The 890-nt window shown below is 62.4% G+C and carries 1 protein-coding gene; it reads right to left on the reverse strand.

Going from position 1 to position 890, the window contains the following annotated elements:
• Window positions 1–29: 29 nt before the first annotated feature.
• Window positions 30–854, reverse strand: coding sequence for an IS5 family transposase (locus tag RCO31_RS34620; RefSeq protein ID WP_231088438.1), 825 nt, complete (start codon window positions 852–854; stop codon window positions 30–32).
• Window positions 855–890: the final 36 nt, after the last annotated feature.

Here is an 890-nt window from a genome sequence, read left to right on the forward strand (position 1 = left end):
AGAGCCTGACTCAAAAAGCGTAGACGGCTTCAAGGCTGGGCCAAGCGGCGAGTTAGAAGCCTCAGATGGGCGACGAGCAGCCAGGCAAGCTCGGTGGCGGCAGACCCTTCAAAGTCTTTGGAGAGACGCCGGCATCTGCCGAACCATGCAAAGGTACGTTCGACGACCCAGCGCCTGGGCAGGAGCTGGAAGCCTTTGACCCCGTGCGGTCGCTCGACGATCTCGATCGTCCACGGTCCGCAGTCTGAGAGTGCGTTGACGAGCTGTTTGCCGCGATAGATCCGGTCGGCAAAGACATGCTTGAGCCTTGGGAAGCGGCCTCGCAAGTCCTCCAACAGGGGAACGGCGCCATGGACGTCCTGGATGTTGGCGGGATGAACATATGCCGCCAGCAAGAGGCCGTTGGTGTCGGTCACGATATGGCGCTTGCGCCCCTGGAGGCGCTTGCCGGCGTCGAACCCGCGTGGCCCGCCGGCCTCCGTCGTCGAGGCGGTCTGGCTATCGATGACGGCAGCTGTCGGTGTGGACTTTCGCCCTGATCTCCGGCGCTCCTTCCGAACCAAACCTTCGACGATCTCCTGCCATCTACCCGTGTCGCGCCAGGCGTAAAAATAGCCCTGCACCGTCGAGTAAGGCGGGAACCCCTTCGGCAAGGCGCGCCATTGGCAGCCGCTCGACAGAACATAGAAGATCGCCTGCACAATATCGCGCAGATGGACCTTCCGCGGCCGGCCCAATCGCTGTCGCGGCGGCATCTTCCGGGCGATCAGCGCCCACTCGGCATCGGTCAGATCGCTTGCGTAACGCAGCCCACTGCGCTGATACTTGATACGAGCGGCTTTGGTCCACGGCATGGTGTCCTCCCTCGAATCTTTGCAAATCCGAAGGAA

It is taken from the genome of Bradyrhizobium sp. LHD-71, from assembly GCF_031157255.1.
Taxonomy (GTDB): Bacteria; Pseudomonadota; Alphaproteobacteria; order Rhizobiales; family Xanthobacteraceae; genus P52-10.

Coding starts and splice junctions, on each gene's coding strand:
- RCO31_RS34620 (WP_231088438.1), bottom strand. CDS start 854: ATGCCGTGGACCAAAGCCGCTCGTATCAAGTATCAGCGCAGTGGGCTG.